The organism is Providencia sp. Je.9.19 (assembly GCF_051129765.1).
GTDB lineage: Bacteria > Pseudomonadota > Gammaproteobacteria > Enterobacterales > Enterobacteriaceae > Providencia.
The window spans coordinates 21,591-45,883 of the sequence record NZ_JBCPSS010000002.1 but is presented as its reverse complement, the minus strand read 5'-3'; the positions used below and the strand labels follow the sequence as shown (position 1 = coordinate 45,883).

Annotated in this window: 19 protein-coding genes and 4 tRNA genes; 5 read left to right on the top strand and 18 right to left on the bottom strand. The window is 40.8% G+C overall.

Going from position 1 to position 24,293, the window contains the following annotated elements:
- Positions 1-2 precede the first annotated feature (2 nt).
- Positions 3-2,573, bottom strand: coding sequence for a class I adenylate cyclase (locus tag AAZR93_RS09370; protein WP_434719676.1), 2,571 nt, complete (start codon positions 2,571-2,573; stop codon positions 3-5).
- 558 nt (positions 2,574-3,131) lie between these two features.
- Between AAZR93_RS09370 and hemC the strand changes: the two genes are divergently transcribed.
- From hemC to AAZR93_RS09345, 5 genes are all read left to right on the top strand, one after another.
- A complete protein-coding gene (hemC, locus tag AAZR93_RS09365) occupies positions 3,132-4,076 on the top strand; it encodes a hydroxymethylbilane synthase (RefSeq protein WP_336429393.1) in 945 nt (314 codons plus the stop codon).
- Entirely contained in the window at positions 4,073-4,828 is a 756-nt protein-coding gene (locus AAZR93_RS09360; RefSeq protein WP_434719675.1) for a uroporphyrinogen-III synthase, read from the top strand. Before hemC ends, AAZR93_RS09360 begins: the two co-directional genes overlap by 4 nt.
- A 3-nt stretch (positions 4,829-4,831) precedes the next feature.
- A complete protein-coding gene (gene hemX / locus AAZR93_RS09355; protein ID WP_434719674.1) occupies positions 4,832-6,106 on the top strand; it encodes a uroporphyrinogen-III C-methyltransferase in 1,275 nt (424 codons plus the stop codon).
- 2 nt (positions 6,107-6,108) lie between these two features.
- Positions 6,109-7,299: a protoheme IX biogenesis protein HemY gene (gene hemY / locus AAZR93_RS09350; protein WP_336429396.1), complete on the top strand. Its 1,191-nt coding sequence runs from the start codon at positions 6,109-6,111 to the stop codon at positions 7,297-7,299.
- Positions 7,300-7,692: 393 nt separating this feature from the next.
- On the top strand, positions 7,693-7,920 hold the full coding sequence (locus tag AAZR93_RS09345; RefSeq protein WP_294104360.1) for a hypothetical protein: 228 nt from the start codon (positions 7,693-7,695) through the stop codon (positions 7,918-7,920).
- A gap of 833 nt (positions 7,921-8,753) precedes the next feature.
- On the opposite strand, the gene AAZR93_RS09340 is transcribed toward AAZR93_RS09345, so the two are convergent.
- The 17 genes from AAZR93_RS09340 to wecA all read right to left on the bottom strand — a co-directional run bounded on the left by AAZR93_RS09340 (position 8,754) and on the right by wecA (position 23,878).
- Positions 8,754-8,830, bottom strand: a tRNA-Pro gene (locus AAZR93_RS09340).
- Between the two features lie 49 nt (positions 8,831-8,879).
- A tRNA-Leu gene (locus AAZR93_RS09335) sits at positions 8,880-8,965 on the bottom strand.
- Positions 8,966-8,981: 16 nt separating this feature from the next.
- Positions 8,982-9,057 (bottom strand) — tRNA-His (locus AAZR93_RS09330).
- A 79-nt stretch (positions 9,058-9,136) separates the two neighbouring features.
- Positions 9,137-9,213: transfer RNA gene (locus AAZR93_RS09325), tRNA-Arg, on the bottom strand.
- Positions 9,214-9,381: 168 nt separating this feature from the next.
- Positions 9,382-10,758, bottom strand: coding sequence for a bifunctional threonine/serine APC transporter ThrP (gene thrP / locus AAZR93_RS09320; protein ID WP_434719673.1), 1,377 nt, complete (start codon positions 10,756-10,758; stop codon positions 9,382-9,384).
- A gap of 227 nt (positions 10,759-10,985) precedes the next feature.
- The gene (gene wecG / locus AAZR93_RS09315) at positions 10,986-11,738 is read right to left on the bottom strand and encodes a lipopolysaccharide N-acetylmannosaminouronosyltransferase (RefSeq protein ID WP_434719672.1); all 753 of its coding nucleotides are present in this window, start codon (positions 11,736-11,738) and stop codon (positions 10,986-10,988) included.
- A gap of 9 nt (positions 11,739-11,747) precedes the next feature.
- A complete protein-coding gene (gene wzyE / locus AAZR93_RS09310) occupies positions 11,748-13,103 on the bottom strand; it encodes an ECA oligosaccharide polymerase (RefSeq protein ID WP_434719671.1) in 1,356 nt (451 codons plus the stop codon).
- A 2-nt stretch (positions 13,104-13,105) separates the two neighbouring features.
- Positions 13,106-14,182, bottom strand: coding sequence for a TDP-N-acetylfucosamine:lipid II N-acetylfucosaminyltransferase (locus AAZR93_RS09305; RefSeq protein ID WP_336429400.1), 1,077 nt, complete (start codon positions 14,180-14,182; stop codon positions 13,106-13,108).
- Positions 14,179-15,429, bottom strand: a complete 1,251-nt coding sequence (wzxE, locus tag AAZR93_RS09300; protein ID WP_336429402.1) for a lipid III flippase WzxE — start codon at positions 15,427-15,429, stop codon at positions 14,179-14,181. Before wzxE ends, AAZR93_RS09305 begins: the two co-directional genes overlap by 4 nt.
- Positions 15,429-16,559: a dTDP-4-amino-4,6-dideoxygalactose transaminase gene (gene rffA, locus AAZR93_RS09295; protein ID WP_434719670.1), complete on the bottom strand. Its 1,131-nt coding sequence runs from the start codon at positions 16,557-16,559 to the stop codon at positions 15,429-15,431. Before rffA ends, wzxE begins: the two co-directional genes overlap by 1 nt.
- Positions 16,546-17,286 carry a dTDP-4-amino-4,6-dideoxy-D-galactose acyltransferase gene (gene rffC / locus AAZR93_RS09290; protein ID WP_434719669.1) on the bottom strand — a complete coding sequence of 247 codons (741 nt, stop codon included), beginning with the start codon at positions 17,284-17,286 and terminating at the stop codon, positions 16,546-16,548. The genes rffA and rffC overlap by 14 nt, the downstream gene beginning before the upstream one ends.
- Positions 17,264-18,145 carry a glucose-1-phosphate thymidylyltransferase RfbA gene (gene rfbA / locus AAZR93_RS09285; RefSeq protein ID WP_336429404.1) on the bottom strand — a complete coding sequence of 294 codons (882 nt, stop codon included), beginning with the start codon at positions 18,143-18,145 and terminating at the stop codon, positions 17,264-17,266. The genes rffC and rfbA overlap by 23 nt, the downstream gene beginning before the upstream one ends.
- Before the next feature lie 8 nt (positions 18,146-18,153).
- The gene (rffG, locus tag AAZR93_RS09280) at positions 18,154-19,227 is read right to left on the bottom strand and encodes a dTDP-glucose 4,6-dehydratase (protein ID WP_434719668.1); all 1,074 of its coding nucleotides are present in this window, start codon (positions 19,225-19,227) and stop codon (positions 18,154-18,156) included.
- Entirely contained in the window at positions 19,218-20,480 is a 1,263-nt protein-coding gene (gene wecC, locus AAZR93_RS09275; RefSeq protein WP_336429407.1) for a UDP-N-acetyl-D-mannosamine dehydrogenase, read from the bottom strand. Before wecC ends, rffG begins: the two co-directional genes overlap by 10 nt.
- Positions 20,477-21,607, bottom strand: a complete 1,131-nt coding sequence (wecB, locus tag AAZR93_RS09270; RefSeq protein WP_336429436.1) for a non-hydrolyzing UDP-N-acetylglucosamine 2-epimerase — start codon at positions 21,605-21,607, stop codon at positions 20,477-20,479. The genes wecC and wecB overlap by 4 nt, the downstream gene beginning before the upstream one ends.
- 98 nt (positions 21,608-21,705) lie before the next feature.
- Entirely contained in the window at positions 21,706-22,764 is a 1,059-nt protein-coding gene (gene wzzE, locus AAZR93_RS09265; protein ID WP_434719667.1) for an ECA polysaccharide chain length modulation protein, read from the bottom strand.
- Positions 22,765-22,792: 28 nt separating this feature from the next.
- Entirely contained in the window at positions 22,793-23,878 is a 1,086-nt protein-coding gene (wecA, locus tag AAZR93_RS09260; RefSeq protein ID WP_294104383.1) for a UDP-N-acetylglucosamine--undecaprenyl-phosphate N-acetylglucosaminephosphotransferase, read from the bottom strand.
- Positions 23,879-24,293: the final 415 nt, after the last annotated feature.

Below are 24,293 nucleotides of genomic sequence, written 5' to 3'. Positions count from 1 at the left end.
AATTAATAATAATTAGCTTGAGGATGTCTGGGTTGGTCTACATAAGGCTCACGGTTTAACACATCATCTTCAGCCGAAAATGGCCAAGTTACCCCAGTAAAAGCAACAACTTGATTTTTACCATCCTGCTGCACAATTTGGTAAAACTGAGGCAAGTTAAAATTAATAAAGTTTGCACCGTAAGTAAAGCGGTCATGAGATGAGGAATAGAACTTACTGACATCACGAACTAAATCTTCTTTAGACCCTTCACAATGTGAATAGATCTCAACGCGATTGGCTTCATCTAATACATAGATATTAAAACCACTGTTATCTGCGGTATTTTCAAAGAAAAACTGCACAATTCCTTCGCTCGCATAGCCATCGACTACCGCAGGTAAATGATTTTCACTTTTAGCTTTAAGCTTCACAGGCCAACCATGCAGCTTGTTATGGGAAATCGCGCCATAAAACTCAACCGCATTTTCTAGTTTCTGAACGGATACATTGAGGCGCTCAAAAAATAATCCCCACGTTTGACCTGCAATACGTAAAGCTTTAAAACGGCCGGGATCATGACTATTACTCGATAAACGTAACTCAACACACTCTGAGATAAGCTGTTGAACCCGTGTACGGATCAATCCGCGTAAGTGTTCACTATAACAAAAAACCTCAACCGCTTCAGGAGGCGACGCATCTTGGTGCATCTTACCTAAAATAGTTTTTAATGCCTCTAACATACACTGCTCGCCACTAAAATGCAGTGTTCTTACCTCATTCCACGAGTTGCGATAAAGTAAGTCGATACTACCAATAAGGCACTGTTGAGATTCTCCAAAACTAAAAATATCTAACTTTCTAAAGTCAACATGAACCACTTGTTCTGAATATACTTGAGTGGGATCTTTTTCTAAGTTAACAATAATCGCTAAATGGCGAATTTCACATGGGCTATATAATGCTTTAGGCGTCGGAGCTGGCAGCCTGATAGGAAAGTGGCTAGAAACATCATGCATAAGCTCAAGCAATTTAAGCTCATCACACTGAGATTGACCATTATGCATATAAACATGAGTTGTTTCAGTTAGTAAGCCATTAAAATATGCCCATGCCACTAATTTATTCAAATAACGGTTATATTCAAGCGGTTGATGACCAATAATAGTGTCAATATTTGGCGCTTGATTATAAAGGTACCAACCACTGCGATTTGCACGACCTGCTGGCACATAAATAAATGTCAGATGACTTTCACTCAGATCAGGCGAAATTTGTGGATTCACCAAAGTGACTTTACCCGGCAGAGCTTCAAAGGCAGCATATAACTTACGAGTTAATACGCCAATATCTTGAGGGCTCGCACTAACACTTAAATTATTACGACGAGCAAAGCGAATTAAATTTCGGTAACTCTGCATCATCGTATCAAGTAATTCATTGTGGGCTTCGCGAACTCGCTCAATTTTCCATTGATTTCGCTCATCGAGTACCGCCAAACGTTCTGCTCCCCAGCCCCATGAACCCACGAGTTGAGAAAGCACATCACGGCGCCAACCAGAACATTGGTTGTCATCATCTTCAGAGAGTTTTTCACAGACTTTCAGGTAAAAACAGCGGCGTATCAAGTCAAGGCGGGTAAGATCATTGATTTCAGTGAGGTAACGAGTCACACGTTCAAGCATTAAACAGTAAGAATCTAATCCGTAACAGACAATTTCGCCAGCATGGAGATGACGTTTAAATTCCATCGCTAATAATTTACCGTGCGGATAATCCCACGAATAAGACTCAAGTAAGATACTTTTCAAAACTGCTTTATAGGGTGAATCAACGCTTTTATACAGTTGCCACAAACTTGCACCAAAGTATTCGGCCGCAGACAACTCACCCAAACCACCTAAATCTAACCACTCATTTGGTGTTAATACACCTTGAGCGTAAAGCCCCATCACGTATTCATCGTAATGTGGCTCTTCTTCAACAGGCACCATGGTCCATAATAGTCTTTTACCAGCCATACGCACGGCAGTACGGTAAAATTCATCTAACAAGAGAATATGCTGTGTTGAACCGCAATTTTCACCACCAATATGCCCACTAGCATTATGGCGAAATCGATTTTCATCGATTAAAAAGACGGTAACATCGATGCCTAAAGAAGCTGCCCATTGTTCTATCAGCACACATTTCTTTTGCAGAAAACGTTTTTCTTCGTTATCTAACCATGATGGATGGCAAACCCAAACGTCAATATCCGAACACTGGCTCTGGCCAATAGAAGATGTACTGCCCATAGAATAGATGCCAGTAATCGGCAACTCACCATTAGCAGGTACTTCTAGCGGGAGGAATCTTTCAAACTGTTCTAACCATTTATTTTGTTCTACATCAGGTGAAAAAAAACATACCCCGTGGGGAACATTACCTTCAATAAAACCAGGCATCATTGGGTGATGATAATGAAATAAAATCGGCAGCAGGCTATATACCTTCGAGAAGGCTTCATTCATAGACGACGTTGCACGCTCCAACCTCAGTTGGTTTATTGCATCGAGTCTTTGCTTTAAGGTTTCAATATAGAGATACAAATGATTGCGCCTGGCTGAATGAGATAACAAATCTGGGATTTCCCAGCACCCAACAGATAGAGATAAATTTAAAGTAATTTTCAAATGGATTGTCGGAAACGTGATCAATTTAACACCTTGCATCAAAAGGGTAAAGTAGATCACATAATTTTATTCGTTTATTTTTGATACAAAATGCTTTTCAACATATTGTATAAAAAGACTTTTTATTTTTTAACACCTCAAAATATCCCTTGTTTTTCAATGGAATAATATCATTGAACTCTATTGTTGAATAAAACAACAATACAAAAAAACATATGAACAATACGCATGGCGCCTATGCTTGAACGCTTCAACATAAATTAATGCAAAATAGGGCTTTCTTCACGAAAAAAAAGCACAATTAGCTAAAGAAAATAATAATTAAATACTTTTTATTATCCTCAGGAGTAAAACCATGCCTCTCAATATTAATCGCTGTTTTGCACCCAACTGGAAAAAGTATCGCTAACATGTTAAAACTAATGCCAAATGTATGGTTAATCTGCGGCAATATTCGTCTGAGAAAACAGTAAAATGACATCAATAAATATCGTGCGTATTGCGACACGTAAAAGCCCTCTAGCCCTGTGGCAGGCGCATTTTGTGAAACAAAAATTAGAACAACTTTATCCTGATTTGCAGGTTGAACTGGTTCCAATGGTGACAAAAGGTGACATTATTCTTGATACCCCATTAGCCAAAGTTGGTGGTAAAGGGTTATTCGTTAAAGAATTAGAGCTCGCTTTATTAGAAGGACGCGCTGATATTGCCGTTCATTCTATGAAGGATGTACCTGTTGAGTTTCCTGAAGGCTTAGGGTTAGTCACCATTTGTGAACGTGAAGACCCTCGTGATGCATTTGTCTCCAATCATTACGCCAATATTGATGCCTTACCTATCGGTAGTATTGTGGGTACATCAAGTTTACGTCGCCAATGCCAATTAAGAGAGCAACGCCCAGACCTCATTATTCGCGATCTACGCGGAAATGTAGGCACTCGCTTATCTAAACTAGATAATGGTGAGTACGATGCAATTATTTTAGCTGTAGCAGGCCTCAAGCGCTTAGGCCTTGGCGATCGGGTACGTGCTGCGATGGAACCAGAGCAATCATTACCCGCTGTAGGACAAGGTGCTGTCGGTATCGAATGTCGCTTAAATGATACAAATACCCGAGCACTTTTGGCGAAGCTTAATGATGATACAACGTCAATATGTGTCCTCGCAGAGCGCGCAATGAATATGCGATTAGAAGGCGGATGCCAAGTTCCTATCGGTAGCTATGCCATTTGGCAAGATGATAAAATTTGGCTTCGAGCCCTTGTAGGTGCTCCCGATGGCAGTATTATTATTCGAGGCGAATGTGTTTCGACGCCAGAACAAGCAAATCAAGCAGGTATTGCGCTCGCGGAAGATCTTCTTGCTCGTGGCGCGAGAGAAATTCTTGCAGAAGTCTATAAAGGAAACCCGCCCGCATGAGAGTCCTTGTCACTCGCCCTGAACCAACAGGCTCAGAGCTGATAGCGGCAATAAACTCAACTGGCAGCCAGGCATATGCCTCCGCCCTTATCAGTATTGGTGCGGGCGCAGAGCTAGATAAGCTCACCGGCTATCTCGACCATTTAAATAATAATGACTTAGTATTTCTTTTGTCCAAAAATGCAGTCTGGTATGCAAATTTAACCCTTGAACAAGCAGGACGAAGCTGGTCAGATAAGTTATCCTATTATGGTATCGGCCGCTCAACAGGACAGTATTTCCAACAAATAACAGGCCTTCCTGTTCAATGGGCCGAGCACGGGGAAACCAGCGAAATACTACTGACACTCCCTGAGCTCCAGTTTTTAGAGGGTAAGAGCACACTTTTATTGCGTGGTAATGGCGGCAGAGAACTCCTTGCATCGACATTAAAATCGAGAGGAGCACTGGTCGAATACTGTGAATGTTACGCAAGACACCCTGTTCCTTATAATAGAACAGCGTTTAACCAGAAATGGTTAGAGACCAATATTACTGACATTGTCATTACCAGTGGTCAAATGTTAGCTTTATTAAATGAATTAATCGCTGAAGACATCAAGCCATGGTGGTTTACTCGCCGCCTAATTGTCGTCAGTGAACGGATTGCAGATCAAGCTCGCCAAAGCGGCTGGCAGAAGGTCTGTGTAGCTAATAGCGCAGATAATAATGCTTTATTAAAAGCACTATATTCAACCGATATGGGATGTTAATTTATGACGGAACACAATAAAACTACCGAGACGGTTAATGAACAAACAGTAACGGAGCAGCCCAAAAGCCGCCAAACAAAACCAACTTCGGAACAAAAACGTTCTGGTCTGGTCGGTAGCGTCATTGCTATTGCTATTATTATTGCTATTGGTGGGGGGCTTTACTACTTCACTCAACAAAGTAACGCGCTACTAGTCAATGAAAATAATGAACTTAAACAACAATTAAGTGATCTAGCAGAACAACAAAATACCGATAGGCAGCGTCTAGATGCCCTTATTGCAGCTAACGTAGAGATAAAAAATCAATCTCGTGAATACGAAGAACAATTAAACCGCCGCATGCAAGAATTGCAAGCCCATGTTACCGCCCTTTCTAGTGCAGACGTAAAAAATTGGTTAGTTGCTCAAGCTGATTTTATGGTAAAAATGGCTGGCAGAAAATTGTGGAATGACCACGACCCTGTCACCGCGGCTGTACTTTTAAAAAGCGCAGATACTAGTCTAGCGGAAATGAATGACCCTAGCCTGATTGATATTCGTAAATCCATCAATAATGACATTGCTCGCCTAGCGGCAATTAACCAAGTTGACTACGATGGTATTATTTTACGCCTGAATCAATTGAGTAATGAAGTGGATAATTTGCGTTTAGCAGACCTCAATAGTGGTGATGCAAAACAAGATGATAACAACGGCGAAGTCAGTGAAGATATATCTGACTGGAAACAAAACTTATCGCGTAGCTGGAAAAGTTTCACCAGTGACTTTATTACAGTGCGCGCCCGCGATGGTTCAGAAGCCCCATTACTTGCTCCAAACCAAGATATCTATTTACGCGAAAACATTCGCTCTCAGCTTCTTATTGCCGCCCAAGCAGTGCCTCGTTATCAAGAAGCGACTTACAAACAGTCACTTGAACAAGCCTCTACATGGGTAAGAGCCTATTTTGATGTGGATGCACCGGCAACAAAAGCATTTTTGACTGAAATAGATGACTTAATCAATCAACCGATTGCAACTGAAATGCCTGATGCACTTGAAAGCCAAGCGAAACTCGAAAAAGTCATGCAAACTCGAGTGCGTAACCTACTTTCTCAACCAAATGACAGTGCGATAAACGAAAGCGCGATAGAAACAACACAGCCTGCTGATGCCGCAAAAGAGGCTACCGATGCAGCCATCCCTCAAGATGCACAATCTCAAGCTACGGAGCCGCAACAGGAAGCTGAAATACCCGCTTTCGAAGCACCAAAGCCGACTGAGAATAAGGGGTAACTATGATTAAGGTATTAATCCTCTTTATTGTTCTTATTGCTGGCGTGATATTGGGACCGCTACTTGCCGGCCACCAAGGCTACGTATTTATCCGTACCGATGATTACGATATCACTACTAGTGTCACCAGCTTGGTACTGTGCTTTATTTTACTGCAATTCATTTTGTTATTCCTCGGTTGGTGCTATCGCCGTTTTATCAGCACCACCTCGCGAACTAAAGGTTGGGTAAGTGGACGTAAGTATCATAAAGCCCACACTCAAACTCAAAAAGCCTTACTGAAATTAGCTGAAGGTGACTTTGAGCAAGTTGAAAAATTGATGAGTAAACATGCTGATTTCTCTCAGCAGCCTGTCATCAATTATCTACTTGCAGCAGAAGCTGCCCAGCAAAGAGGTGATGAGCATCGTACTCACCAATATTTAGACAGAGCTGCGGAAGCCGCGGGAAATGATCAACTCCCTGTTGATATAAGCCGTGTACGTATCCAATTAGCAGAAGGTGAAGTTCACGCTGCGCGTAATGGTATTGATAAACTTATCGATCAAGCGCCAAGACATCCTGAAATTCTGCGTCTTGCGGAACAGGCTTACTTACGTTCCGGTGCTTATCAAGCTTTGATAGAACTATTACCCATTATGGCTAAGGTACAATTACATAATGAAGATGAACTCGATGCGCTAAAATTACAAGCATACAAAGGCTTAATGAATCAGTGCATGGCAGAAGGTGGCAGTGATGGATTAAAATCCTGGTGGAAAGCTCAGGCACGTAAAGTTCGCAATGAATCCGCTTTACAGGCTTTCTTAGCAGAACATTTAATTGAATGTGGTGACACCGTCAGCGCAGAAAAAATTATTGTTGATGGATTAAAACAACAATATGACGAGCGTTTACTCTTACTCATCCCTAAACTCAACAGTGAACAGCCTGAAGTTATTGAGAAAATATTACTCAATTTACTTAAACAAACGGGCGCGACTCCATTACTTAACAGTATATTAGGGGTACTTTCACTACAAAATGCGCGATGGGAAAAAGCTGAAACCTACTTTAAAGCCGCTCTCGCACAACGCTTTGATGCGCAAGACGCAGCTTGGTTAGCGGATGCATTTGATAAACTTCATAAGCCCCATGAAGCCGCAAAAATTCGTCAAGAAGCCTTAATGCACTCTTTAAAACAAGAGCGTTGATCATATTTAGTTTAGTAGCTTAAATATGACAATAATGTAATCTCGACCCAAAGCGCTATCGAATAGGTAGCGCTTTTTATTTACCTTATTTTCCATTCTATTTACATTCAGACTGAATATTTAGCTTTATAACGAATAGAAAATCATTCTATTTAAAAAAGATATATTAAATATTTTAAATATAAGTGAACAATATTTACTTCTTTCTTATCGAGCACCTTTTTAAATCATCATAAAACGATAAACCTTCATTTGTTTTTATACATAATTAGATGAAAAATAAGATTTTTTGTATAGTTAAAAACAAAATCGACTTGGCTATGTTATAAACCATTCACATAGTGTATAAATAATTGTATGCAATTTTGCTTTAAATGAACTCAGGATATCAACATGAATGTAATTAAAACTATCTGGCGCTGGACTATTGCTACCCCAAATCGTTTACAGATCTTTTTTGATCTTCTTCTATTGATTCTATCCCCATTTATTTTTATCACCATAATTGGTTTTAATACTGAAGACCTAAATAAAGACATCTTTCTCATTACATTCTTTATTCTTTGCTATACCTATATTACCCGTTGGTTTAGCAAATGGTTTAGTAAAAGAAAAATTTAGTCTCCAATGATAGTTCTTTTCCATGGTTAATCTTTATCGATTGCCACTGGAAGAGATCTCGATTTTTAAGCAAAAAAAAACACCTGCAAAAGCAGGTGTATAAATATAATCAGGTCTACAGACTGATGGTGCCTCACTCAACGTTTCGCCCGTTAGTTGATGGTAAGAGGATTAGCTCTTGGTCATCTAAAGTGGACAATAGGCACCGATAATGGCTTGCGTCATCCCTGGGTTTATGAAGCATCGCTATCATAATAAGTGGGATGAGCATCTACATAATAAATAATGCACAATGCGTGCCAACTTTTTATATTTCTCGACCATTCTCTTGTTCACCCCATATTCCAAGGTGTTAGCTAAATTTTAACGCCGTCACATTTTCTGCATTTAACAGTCAGCAAATTTTTCCAATGGCCATCAGTAATTACCACCGATTTATTGTCTCTGATCAGAGACATGATAACCACATTATAAATTTTCTCATATAAATCATGATGTAATATGTCTCTTTTTGGAGACATAGAAATAGGCGTTTGTATCTGATTTACGACAACTTAATTTTAGTATAAAAAACAACTCGTTATACTCATTAAAAGCAAAGTGTGATTACGCTCTAAATCTTAATTTAAAATGAATTATGGCAAGTAATAAAAAATTTTTAAAATCGATAAAATAGATAAGTAGAAAATAAATCTTCGGAAAAAAATCTGAAAAAAATACTGACAAAGAGAGATGGCGGAGTACTAATACTGAATAAGTAAATGTGGGATGCTATTAATAATAACAAACTATAAATGCAAAAACCCCGCTTAATTAAGCGGGGTTCTTTAAATTGGTCGGCGAGAGAGGATTCGAACCTCCGACCCACTGGTCCCAAACCAGTTGCGCTACCAAGCTGCGCTACTCGCCGAAATACTACTTATTTCTTACATTTACTTCTTGTTCACATACTTTTTTCGTGGTGCGAAAGGGGGGACTTGAACCCCCACGTCCATAGGACACTAACACCTGAAGCTAGCGCGTCTACCAATTCCGCCACCCTCGCAAAGGCACAAAAAAAATGGGGTGGCTAATGGGGCTCGAACCCACGACAACTGGAATCACAATCCAGGGCTCTACCAACTGAGCTATAGCCACCATAACTATACTTTTTTCAAAGTGTTGTTATATTACTACATACAACTTTATTTTGCCACCGTAGCATGTCACCAAAAGATGGTGCGCCCGACAGGATTTGAACCTGAGACCTCTGCCTCCGGAGGGCAGCGCTCTATCCAGCTGAGCTACGGGCGCTTAACGCCGTTGCGGAACAGGATAGTACGGATTTAATCACTCTGTGTCTAGTCCTTTTTTAAATAAAAATATCGATTGCTTGCCTTTTATTCGTTTCGTCGATAAAGAGAGCATTTTTGCCCTCTTTATCCCCTTTTTTTCAAACCACGAATACCCTTAACGACATTATTACGCTTTTTGCTTTTGGCGATTGATAGCTTTTACTAGAAAATAAAATGCCGAAACAGCCAATAAAAATATTATCCCAACAATTAGCGATAACCGCGTATCCGGGTTAATTGCCATTCCTACCAATACGCAGCCTAAAAAAATCAAAGTCGCATAGTTGACCCAAGGAAATAAAATAGATTTGAAAGGATGACCAACTAATTTTTCTTTATTTTGTTGACGAAAACGTATCTGACTCGTCAGTAGCACCAACCAAGGCACCATTCCTGGTAATACGCTCGCGCTATAAACATACACAAATACTTTTTCAGGATTAGGCACAAGATAATTCAAGCTCGACCCAGCAATTAAACATAAAATAGTAAAACCAACACAGCGAGCAGGCACGCCATTGCGCGTAAGCTTTAATAACGAGCGAGGCAACTGCTTATTTTGCGCCAAGGTATATAACATTCGTCCACCGCTATACATACCACTGTTACAACCAGATAACGCCGCAGTCAGTACCACAAAATTAATTACCGCTGCTGCGGAAATAATACCAACTTTAGCGAAAGTCATAACAAACGGACTACCTTGATGTCCTACATCTGTCCATGGGAACAGCGTCACCACTATAAAAATAGCACCCACATAAAAAATTAAGATGCGCCATAATATATTGTTAATCGCTTTTCTTAATGTGACCTGTGGATTTTTAGCTTCTCCAGCAGTAATACCAACTAGCTCAACCCCTTGATAAGAAGCAACAACAATACACAGCGCAAACAAAAAGCCTTTCCAGCCCCCAGCAAAAAATCCACCGTGTTGCGTCAAATTGCCTAAGCCAATAGGTTCAAAATTGTTACCAATTCCAAAAAATATCAAGCCAATGCCTATCAAAATCATCACGACAATTGTGGTCACTTTAATCATCGCAAACCAAAACTCTAACTCACCATACAACCTAACTGCGGCAAGGTTAGCTAGCGCGACAAGTGCTATAGCAATGGATGCAAATATCCATTGAGGAACCCCAGGGAACCAATACTCCGCATAAGCGCCGATTGCCGTAATTTCTGAAATACCCACCGCCACCCACATAAACCAGTAGCCCCAAGCAGTTAAACATCCCCAAAATGGGCTTAGATATTTATAACCAAAAGAAGCAAAAGATCCGGTTACCGGCTCAAGAAACAGCATTTCCCCCATTGAGCGCATAATGAAGAAAACAAAAATACCCGCAATAATATAAGCCAATAGAACAGAGGGGCCAGCCCATTTTAACGTGCTGGCTGACCCCATAAATAGACCAACACCTATCGTTCCACCTAATGCAATCAGCTCAATATGACGAGCCTCAAGCCCTCGCTGAAGTCCCTGTTGTGGATTTTCCATAAATACCCCTGTCATGAATTGTGATAATAAGTTACAGCTTTAATTGAAACTAAGTGAGTAATAATCGCTGTAAAATAAGAGAAATAGCCATTCAAGCAATAGAAAAAAGCAAAAAAACTTCAAGATATAGTTGAATATCTAAAGTTTGCGCTTATTTTTGAGGGATTATAAAAATATTTGAGGAAAGAGACCAGCAGTTACACCAGTCTCTGTAAATCAATCTAACTTTAGAGCTTACCACCGTAGTAGTAACCTAAGAATTTAAGTAACTTAAATTGTCTTTTCACGCGAGTTGGTTGAGCCAATAAGCGATATAGCCACTCTAGCCCTAAGTTTTGCCACACTTTCGGGGCACGTTTCACATGACCCGTGAATACGTCATAAGTCCCGCCAACACCCATATACAGCGCATCAGGATGCACTTCACGGCAATCACGCATAAAAAGCTCTTGCTTAGGTGACCCCATTGCAACAGTGACAATTTTAGCGCCACTGGCACGAATACGTTCAAATAAAGCGCTTCTATCTTCAGGTGTAAAATATCCATTTTGTGAGCCAACAATATTCACATTCCATGCAGAGCGGAGCTTCGCTTCTGTTTGCTCTAGGATTTCAGGTTTACCACCAATCAAAAATACTGGAGTACCTTCTTTGCCCGCCCTTTCCATCAAACCTTCCCACAAATCAGCACCTGCAACACGAGAGACCTCAGCTTGTGGATATTTACGGCGAATGGCGCGCACAATACTAATACCATCAGCATAGAGGTATTCAGCTTGTCCAAGTAAAGTATTTAATGCCACATCTTTTTCAGCAATCATCACTTTCTCAGCATTGATAGCAACCAATGTTCCGGTTTTCGTTTCGCCGCCATCAAATAAATAATCTAAAAAATGAGCCATATTTTTGAAGCCCCAAATGTTGTGGCCTCGAATACTATACTGCGGTACTGATGGTTGCGAAATTGGTGACTGTTCCATAATACTCCTTTAGCGGCTTTCACGCTGTTGGCTTCTTAAGTAAGAAGTCGTTTTAGCCCGAATAAGACCCGCACTCTCAAATAACCAGTACAATAATTTTGCTAAAATCAGACACAGTCCGAAAATTAAGCAGAAAAAGACCACCCGCGAGACAAATGAATCGACGCCTTCGCGCGCTAATACAATGATATTAAAAATGGCACCAAAACAGAATGCTTGCATAATTGCTGCTTTATAGCGGTTCGGCTCTTTTAAGCTCATGCCATAAATCCAATCAAACCACTTAATAATCAGCCCAACCACGATTGCACCTAAAGGAATAAATATAACGCCACCCATAACCACCAGTGAACCGATTAACGTTGGCGATATCGCTAACCCAGAATGGTTATTTAGCACTTCCCACGTAAAATAGTTAGCGGAGTTAAGCACAGTATCCGGTCGTTCTGGCCATACCCAAGATGGGATAAACACATAGAAATCGCGAATAATAGGCGCTAGCCCTTGAAAATCCATTTCATCATAATGGCTAAGTAGTAAGGCTAAATTTTCCCACGGTGAAAATGTATCGCGGGTTAAATATAAAAATGTGTAATAGGCCTCTGAACCACTCACATCCAAACCATAACGTTTTAATGCAAGCCAGAACATACCCACAATACTCGCAACACCTGCTGCTCCTAGCATCCACAGAGTAATCCAACCTCTAACGATACCAATAAACAAAAAGAGTGCGAAGGCAATAATGATATTGGCGCGCGTACCACCCACAATCACATAAGTTAAAAAACCAAATGCGACGGTGCTAATCAAAAAGAAAATCCACCGTTGCTGGGTTGGGCGCAAGAAGTAGACGATCAACATCGCAGGGATGAAGAAGTAAAAAAAGCGTTTTAACGCAACGCCAGTCACCTGACTAGAAAAAATTTGGCTGTATGATTTTAATTTGAAAAGTAAAAACCCATTTTCCAAAAAGAAAATGCCTACCGTCACCACGGCAATCGCAATCAGCAATAGACAGGTCAGATTGGTTTCCACTTTATTCATGCTAAACAACGGACGTCTTTGTTTATCGACATTTTTTGATAACCGCGTTTTATATGCAACATAGTAAATAGCATAAAAACTGGTCGCCGCAAGTTGTGCATATAATAAGTAATCCGCCGATACCACAGCGACGTCAAACTGAAACACTAATGCACAAGTGAGCGGAAATCCAAAATAAAACGTCAATAAATACAACATAGAAAAAAAGATATTGAAATTAAAACGCACACGTAAAAACTCTTTATAGAGCAATGTGCCGATAAAAATAATCGATATTAAATAGACCAGCGCCAAGCCACCTAACTCCGAAAGAGTCATGCTCACTCCTTTGCGATAGTTAGAATTTCTTTCCAACCATCAGTAAAATTAGGGGCAAAAAAATCGATATTATGTCTATCAAGTATCGACATTTGACGTTGAGCTTCATCAACCAGTGGAAGTGTCAGTTTATCCCCATAAAAAAAGACGGGCACATTTTGCGCAGTTAAATCCTGCCAGAATGTATTTTGACGACTTATCACAAAAGGAATGCAAAATTGAATAAGTAAACAAATCGTTCCCACCCCTTGCTGACGATTAAAAATGAAATAGCCAAGATCGCAAGATTTAAGCAAATTAAGATATTCCGCAAACTCCATTCGCTCTTTCAGAATTTCAACTTGCCCTTTCGCAAAGTGATTGTTTGCCGCTTGCTCAACTTGTTGGATGTAGGTTTGATTGTTTGCCGGATATCCCATTGGTACAACTATCTTAACATTGTCACCAAACTCTTGTTTAATCGCCCCCAAAGCCTCTACATGACGATTTGAGCGGTCACCTGAATTACCGAGTAAGATGGTGAGCTGATCGCCTTTACGAGGCTCACGTTCAATGATAGTTAACGCAGGGTCCATACGGGTCGGAAAATATAAAACTGACGCCGGCACCCTTGGATTAGATTGGTGAAAATAGCAAAGATCACCCCGAGTAGCACACACATGCCCCACTCGTTTTTGCGCCAAACGGCGTAAAATATAAAATAATTTAAACTTGAGCGATGCTGACTCTTCATATAAATCAGCACCCCAAATATGCCACCAAAACTGATGCGGTTTTATTTGACCAAACAGCAAAGCCAGCCATATAGGCGCATTAAACTGCCCATGAAAGAAAAATCGCGTATGTCGCTCCGCTTTAGCACGACGGATAACACTATCTGCAATTGCTTTTTTACTGTCAAAAATTTCGATTTTCAACTCAGGATAAGCGTCAGAAAGCTGCGCATCATGGCTTACGACCATAAAATGCGGTTTTTGCGACGGCGCCATTTCTTGGCTGATAACGTTATTAAAAAACGTCAATACCGTCTGATTATGGTGAGGAAGTAAAGATCCCAGTACATGTATTAAGGTTGTCATGCTCGCCTACGGTAGATCAAAAATACGCAACAACAAACAATAAAGTATACGATATAAGTGGCCATATAAGCCTGTGTAGCACCTACTGCACCGTGTTCAGGAATGAACCAATGAGCAAAGCTCATTAACAAAACAAATTGGCTCACTTCAGTGAGGATATAAAAACGTAATGCGGCTTTAGCAATCACTAGATAACCAAAGACATACGACCCCACTTTCAACACATCACCGACCAGTTGCCACGCAAACAGGTCTCTCATACCTGTAAATTGTTCGGAAAATAGTAACCAAATCGCAAAATCACGCAATAGCCAAACCATAAAGCTCGCCACTGCTACTGCGGGTAACACAAATTTAAGTGCTTTAATTATTTCAGCTGATATTTCGCTTTTTAGCTGCAACCGAGAAAGCGTGGGTAATAAATAAACGGAAAAAGAGGCGGTAATAAACTGCAAGTAAGCATCTGATATCGTGCTCACCCCTGCCCACAATCCAACATCATCCCAGCTATATCGTTCAGCTAATAAGTTACGCATCATGATATAAGCAACAGGCAACGTCACTGACGTCAAAATTGCCATCACCGTAAACTTACCCAAACTTGTTGCAATCGCCTTATCCCACGCAGGTTTAAGCATAGAAAATGCAAATTGCTTACGTCTAACGATCATCAAACCAGCGGGTAATACAACTAATGCAGGAACAAGTGCCAACCCGGCTAATGCACCTTCATAGCCACCCAATATATAGCATAAATAATAAGCAACCACACCGAGTAAGCTACCTAATATGATAGCTTGAGCATTACCCGAGGCATCACGGTAGCCTTTAAGGATGGCTAAAAAATAATTCGAATACGCAATCCCCATTTGGACAAAAGCAACGGCTTTAATCACTGATTCATAGTCTGCGTTATCAAACAAAGCAGCGCTAATGGGGCCACTAAAGAGCAAAAAAATAGCCGCAAGTAGTGTTGATGATCCTAATATTAATGTTGAGGAGGTGCCAAGAACGGCGCGTAATTTTACGGGGTCTTGATGGTGCTCCGCCACATATTTTGTGACACCATTAAAAATCCCTGCACCGGATAACACCCCTAACACAGTGATTAATTGGCGAAAATTCCCCGCTAACCCAACACCACTAGGACCAAAAGAGACTGCTAATAATTTAACGATTAATAGGCCTGCCCCGATTTTAATCAGGGTAGACCCGGCAGTCCAAATCGATGCTCTCGCTAACGACATTAAGCAAAAAACGCGTTAATGCGCTCAATGACAGTTTGCTGTTCAGCATCCGTCATATTGTAGAACATCGGTAAACGTACTAAACGATCGCTTTCAACTGTTGTAAAACGGTCTTCTCCATGGAAGCGCCCGAACTCAATACCTGCTGGGCTTGTATGTAACGCAACATAATGGAATACCGTCAAAATACCATGAGATTTCATGTAGTCATTAAACGCGGTGCGCTCTTCTACATCCTTCAATTTAATGTAGAACATATGAGCATTGTGCTGTAGACCTTCAGGAACAGTCGCTAAAACGAGATGTCCTGCATCAACTAAAGGTAATAATGCATCATGATAACGCTGCCACAATAGTAAGCGGCGATCATTAATTTTTTTCGCTTCTTCTAGCTGTGCCCATAAATAAGCGGCTTGTAAATCAGACATTAAATAACTTGAACCAATATCACGCCAAGTGTATTTGTCTACTTGTCCACGGAAAAATTGGCTACGATTAGTCCCTTTTTCACGAATGACTTCTGCTCGGCTAATCAATGCTTTATCATTAATTAGTGTCGCGCCACCTTCACCACCAGAAGAGTAGTTTTTAGTTTCATGGAAGCTATAGCAACCAATGTGACCGATAGTCCCAAGCGCTTTGCCTTTATAAGTCGACATCACACCTTGAGCAGCATCTTCAATCACAAATAAATTGTGTTTTTTAGCAATTGCCATAATGACATCCATTTCACAGGCAACCCCTGCGTAATGAACAGGCACTATCGCACGCGTACGCGCTGTAATTGCATTTTCAATTTTAGTTTCATCAATATTCATTGTGTCTGGACGAATATCAACAAAGACAATTTTAGCACCACGTAATACGAAAGCATTGGAAGTGGATACAAAGGTAAAACTCGGCATGATAACTTCATCACCCGGTTTAATATCAATCAGGATTGCCGCCATTTCTAACGAAGCAGTACAAGATGGCGTTAATTGAACTTTCGGGCAATCAAAGTGTTTTTCCATCCACTCTTCACAACGTTTTGTGAAGCCACCATCACCACACAGCTTGCCGCTTTCCATGGCCTGTCTCATATACTCTAATTCAGTACCTACAACGGGTGGTTTATTAAATGGAATCATGTTGTCCCCTGTATAGCCAATATGCAGTGCTTGCAATTGAAGCACCACTATGTGAATAAAGATTTAATGCCGCAACATTACTAATTTGAGTGGCAACATTTAACTGTCTTTTTTGGTGTTGCACACACCAATTGAATGCCGCTAACATCAACTGACGACCAATGCCCTGACCTTTGGCTTTAGGCATTTTCGCTAATAACCCTATCCGTGCTGTATCAGCATCTAGATTGCGTAGACTTACAAAACCTAAAATCTCACCTGACGCATCTTTCACTAACAAACACGTATGATCAAAAGTGCCGATAACCGCTTTTTCTATCCATAATGCATAAAACCGTCCGCTATCACCTTCTTGATACCAAGGGGCTCTAAAACGGCTATTACTAAAAACAGCCTCTGCGGCATTACGTAATGGCACTATGTCATCTATTTGTGCCACTTCTACACGATTTGTTGCAGAAGCACCTGCGGTTAAGTAAGCATTTTCTGTGCCAATAGTTAATGCAAAATCGATTTCACCTTCAACCAAAGAAAACCCCATACTAGCCAAATCATCGATCATTGTACTCTCAGATGCTGAGACTTTAGCTTGTACGATATCGTACTTATCCATTTGATAAGCAAGGATGATTTCAGACCCGGCATCTGCAAAGTTTAATTTAGCTGTTGAGCGCCCAAAAAAATCAGACTCCCATTGCAGAAACTCAATACTGGCGCGGACGGACACGGAGAAGATCCTCTAAATATTGCCCATAACCGGTTTTTTTCAATTGCACAGCAGATGCGTGAACTTGCTCATCAGTGAGCCAACCATTACGCCACGCAATCTCTTCTAAACATGCAACTTTGAAACCTTGGCGTTTTTCAACAGTTTGTACAAATGTACCCGCTTCAATCAAACTGTCATGTGTTCCCGTATCTAACCACGCAAAACCACGACCTAATAGCTCAACGCTCAATTCACCGCGTTCCAAATACATTTGATTGATCGACGTAATTTCTAATTCACCACGCTCAGAAGGCTTCACTTGCTTAGCAAATTCAACTACTTGAGAGTCATAGAAATATAACCCTGTTACCGCCCAATTCGATTTCGGCTTTAGTGGTTTTTCTTCAATGGATAACGCTTTAAAATCATCATCAAATTCAACAACACCGAAACGTTCAGGGTCCATCACTTGATAACCAAATACGGTTGCCCCTTTGGTGCGAGCAGCAACAGAGGTCAATTTTGGACTGAATGAGTGACCAAAGAAGATATTATCCCCAAGCACTAAGCAGCAAGAATCACCATTGATGAATTCTTCACCAATAATAAAGGCTTGTGCAAGCCCATCAGGAGAAGGTTGCTCCGCATAACTAAGCTCAATACCAAATTCATGACCATCACCTAATAACCGCTTAAACATCGGTAAATCTTCAGGTGTAGAAATAATCAAAATTTCACGAATACCCGCTAACATCAATACAGAAAGCGGGTAATAAATCATTGGCTTATCATAGATAGGCAATAGTTGTTTAGAGATACCTCGAGTGATGGGATGCAAACGCGTGCCCGAACCACCAGCAAGTATAATGCCTTTCATATATCCTCCTAACTACCTAAACCTAGGCGTTCACCCGCGTAGGAGCCATCTTGTACTCGACGCCACCAAGTTTCATTATTCAAGTACCATTGCACCGTTTTACGAATACCTGACTCGAAAGTTTCTTGTGGTGTCCAGCCCAATTCACGTTCAATCTTAGCCGCATCAATGGCATATCGCATATCATGACCCGGCCGATCTTTCACATAAGTGATCAAATCACGATAATGAACCACGCCTTGTGGCTTCTGCGGACAAAACTCTTCTAGCAGCGCACAAATAGTTTCCACGACATCAATATTGCGGCGCTCATTGTGCCCACCGATATTATAGGTCGTACCCGGCTCAGCCTTAGTTGCCACTAGATGTAGAGCACGCGCATGGTCCTCTACGAATAGCCAATCGCGAATTTGCTCCCCCTTACCATAAACGGGTAACGGTTTACCCGATAAGGCATTAAGAATAATCAATGGGATCAATTTCTCAGGGAAATGATAAGGACCATAATTATTCGAGCAATTGGTGATCATCGTTGGTAAACCATAAGTTCGCTGCCAAGCACGGACTAAATGATCGCTTGATGCTTTGGATGCTGAATATGGACTACTTGGTGCATAAGGTGTTGTTTCAGTAAAGAACCCATCTGGGCCATCCAAATCGCCATACACTTCATCCGTTGAAATATGATGAAAACGAAATGCATTTTTTCTGCTTTCGTCCAGCGACGACCAATAATGACGCGCCGCTTCCAATAACGTATAAGTACCGACAATATTGGTTTCTATAAACTCTGCCGGACCATCAATTGAGCGGTCAACATGGCTCTCTGCCGCTAAATGCATGACAGCATCAGGCTGATATTGAACGAAAACTTTATCCAATGCCGCGCGGTCACAAATATTCACTTGCTCAAAAGCATAACGTTCGTTGCTCGCGACATCAGCGAGTGATTCCAAATTACCCGCGTAGGTCAAACAATCGACAACAATAGCGCTATCGCGAGTGTTCTCAATAATATGACGTACAACTGCGGAGCCGATAAAACCAGCTCCACCTGTGATTAGAATGCGTTTCAACGCCATACTCCTTTGGTATCAACAACCCATTTTTGCTTGATTGATGAGCCTTGGATAGCTTTAAATACATTGTGATCAACTAACATCAAAATCACATCAGCGTCAGCCACAGCCTGTTCCACTGAAACTAGCTCAGCCACACCTTTAAGCGAAGTTGGTAATTCATGAATATGTGGTTCAACGGCAAAGGTTTTACCTGGATTCCAATTAGCAATCATCTTAGTGATGTGCATCGCTGGGCTTTCACGTAAGTCATCAATGTTCGGTTTGAAAGACAAACCAAAACAAGCAATGGTGATTTCGCTTGCTTTTTTACCCGTTTCAACCAAACAATCCGCAACTGCGGCTTTAACTTGATCAACAACCCAAATTGGCTTGCCATCGTTAACTAAACGCGCAGTATGGATAAGGCGTGATTGCTGTGGGTTTTGAGCCACGATAAACCAAGGGTCAACGGCAATACAGTGTCCACCGACACCTGGACCTGGTTGTAAAATATTAACGCGTGGATGACGGTTAGCTAAGCTAATCAATTCCCATACATTGATATTTTGCTGTGCGCAGATGAGTGATAATTCGTTAGCAAATGCAATATTCACGTCACGGAAGCTATTTTCCGTTAATTTACACATTTCTGCGGTTCTTGAATTGGTGATAACACATTCACCTTCAAGGAAAATATTATATAACTCGCTTGCACGTTGTGATGATTTTGGTGTCATTCCGCCAATAACACGGTCATTTTTAATCAATTCAACCATCACTTGGCCTGGCAATACACGCTCAGGACAATATGCCACATCGATATCGGCATCTTCACCAGCTTGTTGTGGGAATGTTAAGTCAGGACGCGCTTGCGCCATCCACTCAGCCATTTGCTCTGTGGTACCCACTGGTGAAGTCGATTCCAGAATAACTAAGTCACCTTTTTTCAATACAGGTGCAATAGATTCCGCCGCAGCTTTTACATAAACCAAGTCTGGTTCATGTTCACCTTTGAACGGTGTTGGTACGGCAATTAAATAAGCATCAGCTGGCTGAGGTTTAGTAAAGGCTTTCAAATAACCCGCTTCAACGGCAGTTTTCACCACCACATCGAGTTCGGGTTCTACGATATGGATTTTACCCTGATTAATGGTATCCACCGCATGTTGGTTGACATCTACGCCAACAACCTGTTTTTTGCGAGAAGCGAAGGCTGCTGCTGTTGGTAAACCAATATAACCAAGGCCGATAACAGAAATAGTTTCAAAACTCATAATTTCACCTGATTGCTTTTTAATGCGTCAAGAATACGCTGACAAGAATGACCATCCCCATAAGGGTTATGGGCGCGGCTCATTTCATGATATTCCGCTTCATCTGTCAGTAACCGATTAACTTCTTCCACAATTTTTTGTGTATTTGTACCAACAAGGCGAACTGTGCCTGCATCTACTGCTTCTGGACGCTCTGTTGTATCTCTCATAACCAAAACAGGTTTACCCAGAGATGGGGCTTCCTCTTGAATACCGCCCGAATCTGTTAGGATCAAATAAGCATGATTCATCAGATAAACAAAAGGCAGATACTCTTGCGGACTAATTAATATAATATTATCAATGTCATGCAGTATTCTTTTAACCGGTTCACCAACATTTGGATTTAAATGTACCGGATAAACAATTTGAACATCCGGATGGGCTTGTGCTATTTCAGCTAGCGCATGACAGATACGCTCAAAACCGCCACCAAAGCTTTCACGACGATGCCCAGTGACTAAAATCATTTTCTTATTTGGGTCAATAAATGGATAATTAGCCCCTAATTTTTCCATCATGTGCTGGTCGCTCATGACCTTATCACGCACCCATAACAATGCATCAATGACAGTGTTACCTGTGACAAAGATATGACTATCAGGTATCGACTCTTTTAATAAATTCTGGCGTGAATTTTCTGTTGGTGCAAAATGATACATTGCAAGATGGCCTGCAATTTTACGATTAGCTTCTTCAGGCCATGGAGAATAAAGATCGCCTGTTCGCAATCCTGCTTCAACGTGACCGACAGGAATACGATGATAGAACGCTGCAAGACTAGTTGCCATGGTTGTTGCTGTGTCACCATGAACTAATACGACGTCCGGTTGAAAATCTGCAAATACCGCTTTTAATCCTTCAAGGATACGGCATGTGATATCGGTTAAATCTTGCCCTGGTTTCATAATATTGAGATCGTAATCTGGAGTGATCTCGAACAGTTTCAGTACTTGATCTAGCATTTCACGATGCTGGGCTGTTACACAAACTTTTGCTTCAAAGTCTGCATCATCAGCGAGTGCATGAACCAACGGTGCCATTTTAATGGCCTCCGGTCGTGTGCCGAATACAGTCAATACTTTCACAGTGACTCTCTTATATTTATCGTTCGCAGTTTGCTGCTTTTTAAATTTTAATGACTTCATGAAGCCACTGACTCAAAGAGCCAGTAGCTTATTTAAAATCATGATGGGCGACGGCGAGACAGTACCACTCCGGCACCAACTAACATACCGATTGCTCCCCACAGAATCATCATAAAGGCTCTGCGTGGGCTATCGCGTTTGACTGGATCTTCAGGGGTACGTAGATAACGGTATGCCTGAAAATTATCTTGGAGAGTCGGCCCTACACTCAATGTTGATAACATTGCAATGTTCTGATCATAGTCAGAGTCATGATCAGGGCCTGTAGCTTTTAATGTTTCAATCTGCGCCTGTAATAATGGCACACCTAACATAAACATCTTAGAGTCAGGAATTTCATCAACGGGCGTTGAACTTTGGTTACGTACAATCCCTTGTTTTTCAGCTACTTTCAGTGCCTGTTCAAGTGAATTTAAACGTCTTTCATATGCAGCCTGAGCAACCATATCTTCACGTTTTACTAACGCTTTCATCGATTGCATTTTTGTCGCCCAAGTGCCTTTTATTTCATCATTCAGATTCGTAGTTGCACGCTGATTTGCAAATTGCGTGTACTCACGTAAAAGCTGATTTGCATCAGTTGATGTTTCAGCAACGAGCTTAATGCTATCAGTTAGATTTTTAACTTCATCAGCTGGCGTAAACTCAATGTCATTAATCAATTCATCTAATAATGCAGCATCAGCTTTAGGATCATTTTCCAAACGTTGCTTATAGTAATCGGTACTCAACCAAAATTGACGGCGAGTATCGTAAGCTCCCAATTGTTTAGTAAACTCTTGGTAAGCTTCTTTCGCTATCGTTGGTAATTGTCCTTCTTGCCCAACATTATTAATACGTGAATCAAGGTTACGCAGGAATTGTTGCTGAGAATAATAGCTTCCCAGATTATTAACTGTTGGTAGGTCCGTGATTGCAGTTGAGCTCCATTTTTGCTGCATGAAATAGGAAGCGCCCAATGCAATTGCAGCAAACACCACTGCAAATGCAACGATCCAGATTTTGCCTTGCCATAATGAGCGGCATAAACCACGGATATCCAATTCCGGTTCTACAGGAGCTTGATACTGACTAGGTTGCGTTTCTGAGTTATTCACTGCACAGAACCTCTATTTACGTTTTTCGTTACCGTATTGCACCTCGACGTGCTCTACGCCTAACTCGCTTAATAAAACGAGCGACTTTCCAAGCGCGTTTAATGCAATAACCATACATCATAAATACAAGCAAGAATAATGCCAACATTAACCATTCAGGTACAAAAGATAAACGTTCGCCAAGAATACCAATACATGCCAATACCGCTGCTGACAATGTAATAAGTACAAATGCGCCTTTCGGTGTAAAGCCTGAACGCATAATCAAATGATGAATATGCTGACGGTCAGGTGAAAAAGGACTCATTCCCTTGCGAATACGACGATACATAATGGCAACCATATCCATTAAAGGAATAGCAATAATCCACAATGCAGTCACCGGATTTATCGGATGAACTTGCTCTTGTGTCGAAGCAACAAGGATCCAAATAATCGTAAAGCCAATTAATGTACTTCCCGCATCTCCCATAAAGACTTTAAATCGGCGACCTAGGATGCCTAAATTAAGAAGGATATAAGGAAGGATAGCGGCTATAAACGCAAAACACCAAAATGCTAACGCATAATTACCACTTTGATACAATAAAAAGCCCAAAGCACCAAAGGAAACGGAAGATAATCCCCCTAAAAGCCCATCGATACCATCAACCATATTAAATGCATTAATCGCAGCCCATACTGCAAATAAGGTTACAATATAGCCAAATGGACCGAGAATAAGCTCCCATGGACCAAATGCATGCCCTAAAGATTCAAGTTTTAACCCTGCAGCCGTCATCATCACTACGGCAACAATCGCTTGAACACCTGCTCTTAATTTCACACTGATATCAAACCTGTCATCTAGTGCGCCAATAAAAACAAGTAATCCTGCACAGGCGATATATAACCATTTATGAGGTATATATTCCTCTGTAATGATAAATGCAAAACAGATCCCAAAAAAAACCGATATTCCCCCAACAAGGGGAACTAATCCTACGTGTTTTTTCCTGAAGTTAGGTTTATCTACCAAGCCGATTTTTGTTGCAACAACTCGGGCGATAAAAATAAAGACCAACGAAAACAAGAAAACGTAGAAGAGGCTGGTTATAAAGTGTGTGATATCCACAGTTCGACTCTCTCATCATTCTATTTAACTAAAAAAACTAAATTTTTTTGGACTAATGCCGATACACAAACAATAGCTACAGCATTATCATCTCAACAAAAAAATCTACTATAAGACGAATCTTTATTAGTTATGCTATTTATCCAGTATAACTAATAAATGAAACCTCACTTCCATACTTTATTTCGACAAGGTTACCTCGCCGATTTTATACTTAATAGCTGCAAGATGCATGCCATAAAAACAATACACCTTAATGGAGTTAAATATATTTCTTACCTTATTAGTCAATATATTTATATTGACTCACAAAATGTATAAATAAAATTCATATAAAATACAGCAAGTTGACAGAGTTTATTTCGTTCTGTTTACGAAAAAAATAAACCTATGATACCCAACTACATTTTATAAA